The sequence below is a fragment of the candidate division KSB1 bacterium genome, assembly GCA_034505495.1.
GTDB lineage: Bacteria > Zhuqueibacterota > Zhuqueibacteria > Residuimicrobiales > Krinioviventaceae > Fontimicrobium_A.
Map to the genome: position 1 here is coordinate 1 of JAPDQV010000071.1, position 7,256 is coordinate 7,256.

Sequence of the window (7,256 nt, forward strand, 5' to 3'; positions counted from 1 at the left end):
ACGGTTGTTGCTTTATAAGCATATTCGTAATAGTTCGGCAACACGATACGAAAAACAGAGGGGGCTGGACGCTTATTCCGACTAAGGGCGACACGCACCTTTACGCCGCCAAACTTGTCCTGCTGCGTCACGCCGGCGTAAGCGCCGATACCCGTCTCACGATAAAAACGCATGGCCTCCAGCATCCAACCCGAATCCTTCATCACGTAGCGATTATAACTTGCGGTAACCTCCATATTGAGCGGCTTGAGCCAAGTTGTAAGGTACGCGCGCGATGTGATGAGTCCCAATTGCGAATAATACAACTGATTCTGAAAATAAAGCAGAAATCCTGTGTACTCGAGCCGATATCCCAGTGCCAACTGCCGGTGCAGTAACCATTTCACCGCTTCGCCGCCGAAACCCCAGCGATTCGGATAAAAAGCGCCTGCATGGAGAAAAAGGAAAACATTGCCGGGCAATCGCATGAATTGACTCAGCACAACACGATTGAGCTGCGAATAGCTCTTGAAGCGGTAGGACTGGTAATTCACGTCGCTGTAAAGGGGCACGGCTGCTTCCACCATTATGCTTCCGCCGCGCCAGAGATGCGTGGATAATGCCGGCAGCACCTGCAGATGCGCTTTGAAACGGTCGTCATAGTTTCCCAAATAGAGGCTTAATCCGGGAGTCAGAATCAGATCAAATCGGCCCGCCGCCTTTTCCCGTACCTCTGCCTCGCGCGGCAGCTTGTGACGCGGGGAGCGCAGCGTAAGCCACTCACTTGCCGCCATCGGTTCGCCGTCCCTTACAATTCGTCGATAATCCGTCAAATCAACAGCCAATTCTACTAATGGAACGCGATTCCGGCAGCGACATAAGATAATATGCTCAGCCTCCGGCAACTCTTTTTCGCAAATGGCGAGCAGAACTGCAGCGGCATAGAATTCGTCGCGGTAAACGCGGTTTTCATAAAAAAGCACCGGAGCTTTAGACTCGCCTCGCTCCATGTAGAGATTTTCAAACCCTTCCTCCGCCGCTCGTCGGATCAAATTGTCAAAGAACTCGACACCTGACGCCTGAAAAGCCGTCGCTAAAAGAATAACAAAGATATGAATCGTTTTCATCAGCGACGGTTTTCAACTCTTAATCTGATACGCCTCTTATTGTTACCGAAAAACTCTAAATGTGCTGATGATTTTTTCGGCACTCTGACAATCAACTAGGCTCAGTCCTCAACTTGAGCTTTTTCAGGAGATAACAGGAGGAAGCACTGCCCCAGGCTGCGTGACAACATTTTACTCAAGCTGCTGTGCAAGATAATAATATTTTTAACAAAATCAATAATAATTTTTTATTAAAACTCGGAAAAAGCCGCAAAGGCATATTACTTGATCAAAATAGATGAAAAAGTAAAGTCGCGTTTAACAGCGCATTCCCATTGAATTCGCTACTGATTCGCTCGTCCCTTAGGAATCAAACCTATAACGCAAGCCGATGTTTTCTCAACTTTCCTCTTTCCTGTTCATCCAGGTCTCAACGGCTATGGGCTCTTTTAAGCAAAATATTGTTCAGCGCCCGCCAAAAGTAAATCCAGTCGGTTTTGAACGGCTGTTTGAGTTTCGCCAACAGATAGCGTCGCTCCGACTCGACGATCTCGTTAAAATTTCTCGGCATGTCCGCATAATAAGGAGGAATCAATCCGGGCTTGACCTGCAGGCGAAGCTGCTGGACGTCCGGCGGATAGAGACTGAAATAATGCTCGCTGATCGCCCGCACGCCGAAAAGACGAATATCGCCGCGTATAAAATTGATCAGCTGCGGCAACTCGTCAATCCAATACTTGCGCAGAACTTTGCCCCATTGCGTCACCCGAAAGTCATCTTTAAATTTCCCCGAGTCGTCCAAAGATTGGGTTTCATGGACATAGTCCTGCAGAAATTCGGCATAAGGGTGCATGGTGCGCAGCTTGTAGAGGCGAAAAATCCGGCCGCGATAGCCGACTCTTCGCAAACGAATGAGCATACCGTGTGAAGGATTGGCCTCAGGAGACGGCAGGTCGCTCTTTTGCACCAAGAACCAGTGGCTGTCGCCTATGTACTCGAATGCCACCGGCTTGAATCCGCAAAAACGCAGTCGTCCCAACAATTCGGCACGCGTCATGACTCTGATTCGATTTCGATTGGCGGCTTCATAAATAGTCTTCAGAATGGGCAGCTTGGGGCACATTCGATGCAGAAAAAAATGCATCAGATAAACGGCACCGGCGAAAATCGGCGGATATTTCGCCTGCAATCGCTCGCGATAGTCCTCCAGCCGCTCTTTACGTACTAAAAACCAGCCGTTGTTTTTCAATTTGGAATGCACCTGCAGAAAATACTCGTTCGGCCGCGGAATGCGTCCGATCCACTCCAAGTTGATGAATAGCTTTAGCGAAGCCGGGGCAATCTGGGCAAACGGCCTGCGGGTTTCCGTGTGATAGACGCGCGTCTGCGAAAAATCAATGCTCTCAAGATCGATCTGCCGCCTTAAAAAGTCATACACCTCCGGATAATCCGCCAGTCCTTGTCCTTCCAATACTCGAGCGGCCGATAGAGTGACCGTCGATTCTGCCGGCTCCTCGGGCAACTCGTGTTTCTTGACGAATTCACGGACGTTTTCGACCGTTTCTATATCTTCTTCCGCTACGCCGGCTCGACGTCGCAGAAACTTGCGCGCCAACACAGCTGCTTCCAAAGTCATCAGCAGCAGGAGCGTGCCGAAAATGAGCGTGCGGGAATAACGAAACAGCCGCAGCCCGTAAACAACCAGCGACATCAATGCGGCGGCGATCAATCCTGATTTGAAATACTGCCCATACTCATAATAAAAATTGCTTTCTTTATGAAAACGAAATTTATCGGTAAAAACGGCAGTAGCGAGCCAAACGGCCGAGAATAATAAAAAGAGGTCCCGCTCCTTGGCGGCAATAGATAAAGTGCCGTATTTTAAATAATGCACGGCGGCAAAGGAGAAGGTAAAAAGAAAAAAATCGATCATCGCCGGTCGCGCATGAGGAAGCAAGGGCTTGGACACCGGTAATACGGCTTTAGCGGCTTTCTTCCCACCCCAAAGCCGATCGCCGATAACTATCATGGAGCTTAGCAGTCCGTACAGCATAAATCCCCCTAACAAAAATTTCCGCGAAAAACCGGTGACGCTCAACAACACCAAAACCACCGATACGATATACAGCATATAGGCGGCATTTTTGAGCATAAACAGCACTCGGTGAAGCAGTCTGCCTTCGCGCATGCGGGTTGCTTTCTGCTCCCAAAAAGCGGTCAGGAGCCAAGCGCCGTTGATCAACAGCAGCAAGTGAAAATAAGCCGGCTTGGAGGCAGAGGTGAAAAAGCTGCGCATCACCGCCCACGAGGCGTTCAACAGCAACCAATCCAGCAAAAGCAAATGTGATTTCCGAAGAGCGCTCAACCGAATATTCCTAATCTTGGGCCTAGCCTATTTTGCTGCCGCAAATCTTTCAGCAGTATTTTGCGAAAATCATGCCCGAATAGTAATCTATTCATAATTTCCAGACTGAATCAACCGGCTGCTGCGGTACCATGGCATGCGTTTGTTATAGGATTTTCGATAACCTCGGCCATGAACGCCGAGACATCGATCGTTCCCTGTAAAAGCCGACGATGAGCCTGAGAAAACCGATCCCGTATGGAAGGCAATGCCGTGAGTCGGTCTAACAATGTCCACAAAGCATCCACGGGCCGATCAAAATAGAACAACATTCCTTTTCGGGCCGCTTCCCCGCAATAACCGACGCGCATGGGATTGACGAGCACCGCCGGTGTTCCCAAAACCGTTGCCTCTGAAGCGGTGGTAATACCCTCGCCGACGTACAAGTCGGCAAACGCCAAAGCGTCATGCAGCCGATGCGCAGGCAAAGGAAAGCGAAAGGGCTCGAGCTCTTTGGGCAGCTCATCTTCGGCGCTGATAAATACCCGCCGCTTTTCGGCCAAGACTCTGACCAGGCGGATGCGTTCCTCATCGCTCATCCTCGGCAATCCCAAGTCGTGCAGCGCCCGCCAGGCGACGAAACGCATGAGTACATACCGCTCACCTGGTTGCAGACCAAGTTCCTGCAGCACTGAATGATCGGGGTGGAACCTTTGCGGGTGAAGATAGGCCAACTCATGATTGCCGTGATAGCGGATATGATGACGGCCCAACCGCCTTTGGTAAGAAAAAGCCGTCACTTTAAAATCGACAAACCCCAAGGTAAACAGATCGAGCAGACGCCGCGGCTCGGTGTCGATAAATGCGATGTGCATGACACGGTTCCATGCGCTCACCCAAGCGGCGTGCAAAGAAACGGCGCTGACCACGCGCTGCGGCCGAAAGCGACGCAATATGCGATGAAACCGAAGCAGGTCGAGCGGCACCTGCAGCAGCTTGCGCAGCACGCCGCCGCGGTTGCGCGACAGAAGCACATAGGGCAGCCGATAGGCTTCGAGGAGATCGATCAAAACATCTTTTTCGCGCGCGACGAAAAGACATTGCCGGCCGCGCGCTTCCATTATCTTTGCCGCCCAACGATAATGATGAACTTCGCAGGGATGACCTACGTCAAAGAGCACCCGCCGGCCTGTACTGCCGAGTCCGAATCTGCTTCGGCGGCCGCTCTGTTCAGCCATTCGACAACCGCTTGTCCGGCCGCCAAGCTGCGGCGCTTCGCATCAGCCGTTTTATCATCAGCCAAGTTCCGCCATTTTCTCGGCTCCGGTCGCTTTTGGTCGGCCGCATGCGAAAAGCGATATAGCTGACCTTTTGCGGCCAACGCCGCATACGCAAATCCCAGCGGAAACGATCCCATGCCGGCGGCAAACCGGCGCAGGATCCGCGCCGCCGCCAAAAGTCGATCACCTTCGCCGCAGTTCGCTGCGCACTCACCTTTGGCGCGTGAATAAAAGATGGAATCGGCGTCGACAGCAGAGCGTTTGCCGCCTGAACGCCCGTCGCAAGCATCGCGGATAGCCCCAGCCTATGCAGCCATTCTGATGCCGTCTGCCATTCTTGCTCATTTTTCCTCAGCGCCGAAGACAAATCGACCAGCGCCCGCAGCTCGCTCCAAGAGTTCTTGGCGCCGTGAATGACCAGCAGATAAAGCATCATGGCGCGATCAAAAGTACGAAAGGCGCGGCCGTCCAGTTCGATCACCTCAGAGCGCCGCAAAAGTTCATCATCGTTGAACGGCGCCCGACAATAACCGTTGGCAATCGACCACTGCAGATCGATTACGACCTTTGTGCGCGGATGCGCGAGTTCGAGACTGTAATGCCGGCGCAGAATTTCTTGAACCATCGGCGCGGAAACGGAACGAAAGCCGTTGGCCGATAGGATCTCCACCGCGCGTCGCGCATCCTTTCGCCGTACGAATAAATCAATATCGACCGAATCACGCAGTTCCGCTTTCCCGTACAGGCGCTGTGCCCAGGCAGGCCCTTTAAACAGCAAGGTCTCGATCCCTTCGGCGTTCAAAAGCCCGACTGTCTCTGCCGCCGTCAACACCAAACGCAGACTCTGCGCCGCGCTGCGCAGCATCGCTTCGCGAAAAGGCGGTCGTTCAGATTGCGGAAGCACCTGCAGGCCGGCGTCACAAACGATCGGCATGACCTGCGCCTGACGGGCGGCGCCAAGCAGCGCTTCAGCCGAAACGGCATGCGGCCATTCGTCCTTCGGCCGCAGTCCCAAAAAAATTCCCGCTGCGCTGCGCAGGGCGGCGCACAAATCGGCATCCTTCTCCGCCATTCGATAAACCGTCGGCAGAGCTACAGCAGAAAAATTCCGGCCGATCGGCACTTCTCCACCATCTCTTGCGGCCAAACCGATGCCTGGATCTCGCCGATGTGAGCCTTGCGCAGATAAAACATACACAGCCGCGACTGCCCGATGCCGCCGCCGATCGACTGCGGCAGTTCGCCGTTCAACAGTCGGCGATGGAAATAGAGCTCGCGGCGCTCCAGGCAACCGCGCAGCTCGAGCTGGCGCAGCAGACTGCGGCGATCGACGCGGATACCCATGGAGGACAACTCGTAGGCATCGTCGAACAAGGGGTTATAGACCAAAATATCGCCGTTCAAGCCGTGACGGCCGTCTTCCGTGACCGTAATCCAATCGTCGTAATCGGGCGCGCGGCCCTCGTGATAGTCGCTGTAGCGCAGCGGCCCGCCGATGCCGATCACGAATACGGCGCCGTATTCTTGGCAAATGCGGCGCTCGCGCTCCTTGGGCGAAAGCTCTGGCCAGCGCTCCTCCAGCTCCTCGCTGTGCACGAAATGGATCGTTTCCGGCAAAACCGGCTTGACGGCCGGGTATTCATGACAAATATATTTTTCCGTGCGCCGAATGACGTCGTAAATTGTGCCGACGATTTTTTTGAGAAAGTCAATACAACGATCACTCTCGTCGATGACCATTTCCCAGTCCCATTGATCGACATAGATCGAATGGGTGTTGTCGAGCATCTCATCGGGCCGCACGGCATTCATATCCGTGTAGAGGCCCTCATAGCGGCCGAAGCCGAGATCGGCCAGCATCAGCCGCTTCCACTTGGCCAACGACTGGACGATCTCGACCCGCGCACCGACCGACTTGACGCCGAAGGCGACCGGCTGCTCGACGCCGTTGAGATCGTCGTTGATGCCCTTGCCGCTCTCCACAAACAGGGGCGCCGTCGTGCGCACCAGATTGAGCTCGAAAGCCAGGTTGGTTTGAAAAAAGTCCTTGATCAGTTTGATGGCCCGTTCCGTCTCCTTGACCGAAAGCAGCGACCGATAGTTTTCCGGAATCGTCAGTCGATAGTTCATGCTTTTGTTCTGCTCCTCAAATCATTAACCGTTTATCACAAAGCTCGATTGCCTCTGATAAATTTATCCCTAACGTTGATATAATCGATTATCCCTGCCGTACAAGAGATCGTCGGCCAATTGCTCAAGGCCCGCATAAAAGGCATTTTCATCAACGGGTCACGCCCACTTTATCCGCTTATAAGCATCCTTTGGGACTGCTCTCAATAGGCTGTACAGAACCGTTGGATCCAGGCCGGCATCCTTTTGTTTGGCTTAAGAAAAAATCTCTTTCCCATTGAACGGCTTTGAAGTTGCGATCACCCATAAATCCGCATAGTCTTTGATCTCTAATCGGCCTAATGCGGTCAACTTATTGGAAAGAATATTTCACCAACTGTCGATGCGGGAGTAAAAGGAACTGCTTTCGAATTCGCC

5 protein-coding genes are annotated in these 7,256 nt (G+C 52.9%); all 5 read right to left on the reverse strand.

What is annotated here, in order from left to right; genetic code table 11:
• A partial coding sequence (locus ONB24_15220) for a YjbH domain-containing protein (GenBank protein ID MDZ7317461.1) occupies window positions 1-1,106 on the reverse strand: 1,106 nt, incomplete at its 3' end.
• 409 nt (window positions 1,107-1,515) lie between these two features.
• Window positions 1,516-3,426 carry a sugar transferase gene (locus tag ONB24_15225; GenBank protein ID MDZ7317462.1) on the reverse strand — a complete coding sequence of 637 codons (1,911 nt, stop codon included), beginning with the start codon at window positions 3,424-3,426 and terminating at the stop codon, window positions 1,516-1,518.
• Between the two features lie 134 nt (window positions 3,427-3,560).
• On the reverse strand, window positions 3,561-4,667 hold the full coding sequence (locus ONB24_15230; GenBank protein ID MDZ7317463.1) for a DUF354 domain-containing protein: 1,107 nt from the start codon (window positions 4,665-4,667) through the stop codon (window positions 3,561-3,563).
• A complete protein-coding gene (locus tag ONB24_15235) occupies window positions 4,660-5,856 on the reverse strand; it encodes a nucleotidyltransferase family protein (protein ID MDZ7317464.1) in 1,197 nt (398 codons plus the stop codon). The genes ONB24_15230 and ONB24_15235 overlap by 8 nt, the downstream gene beginning before the upstream one ends.
• Entirely contained in the window at window positions 5,802-6,839 is a 1,038-nt protein-coding gene (gene asnA, locus ONB24_15240; GenBank protein MDZ7317465.1) for an aspartate--ammonia ligase, read from the reverse strand. The genes ONB24_15235 and asnA overlap by 55 nt, the downstream gene beginning before the upstream one ends.
• Window positions 6,840-7,256: the final 417 nt, after the last annotated feature.

Coding starts and splice junctions, on each gene's coding strand:
- asnA (MDZ7317465.1), bottom strand. CDS start 6,839: ATGAACTATCGACTGACGATTCCGGAAAACTATCGGTCGCTGCTTTCG.
- ONB24_15230 (MDZ7317463.1), bottom strand. CDS start 4,667: ATGGCTGAACAGAGCGGCCGCCGAAGCAGATTCGGACTCGGCAGTACA.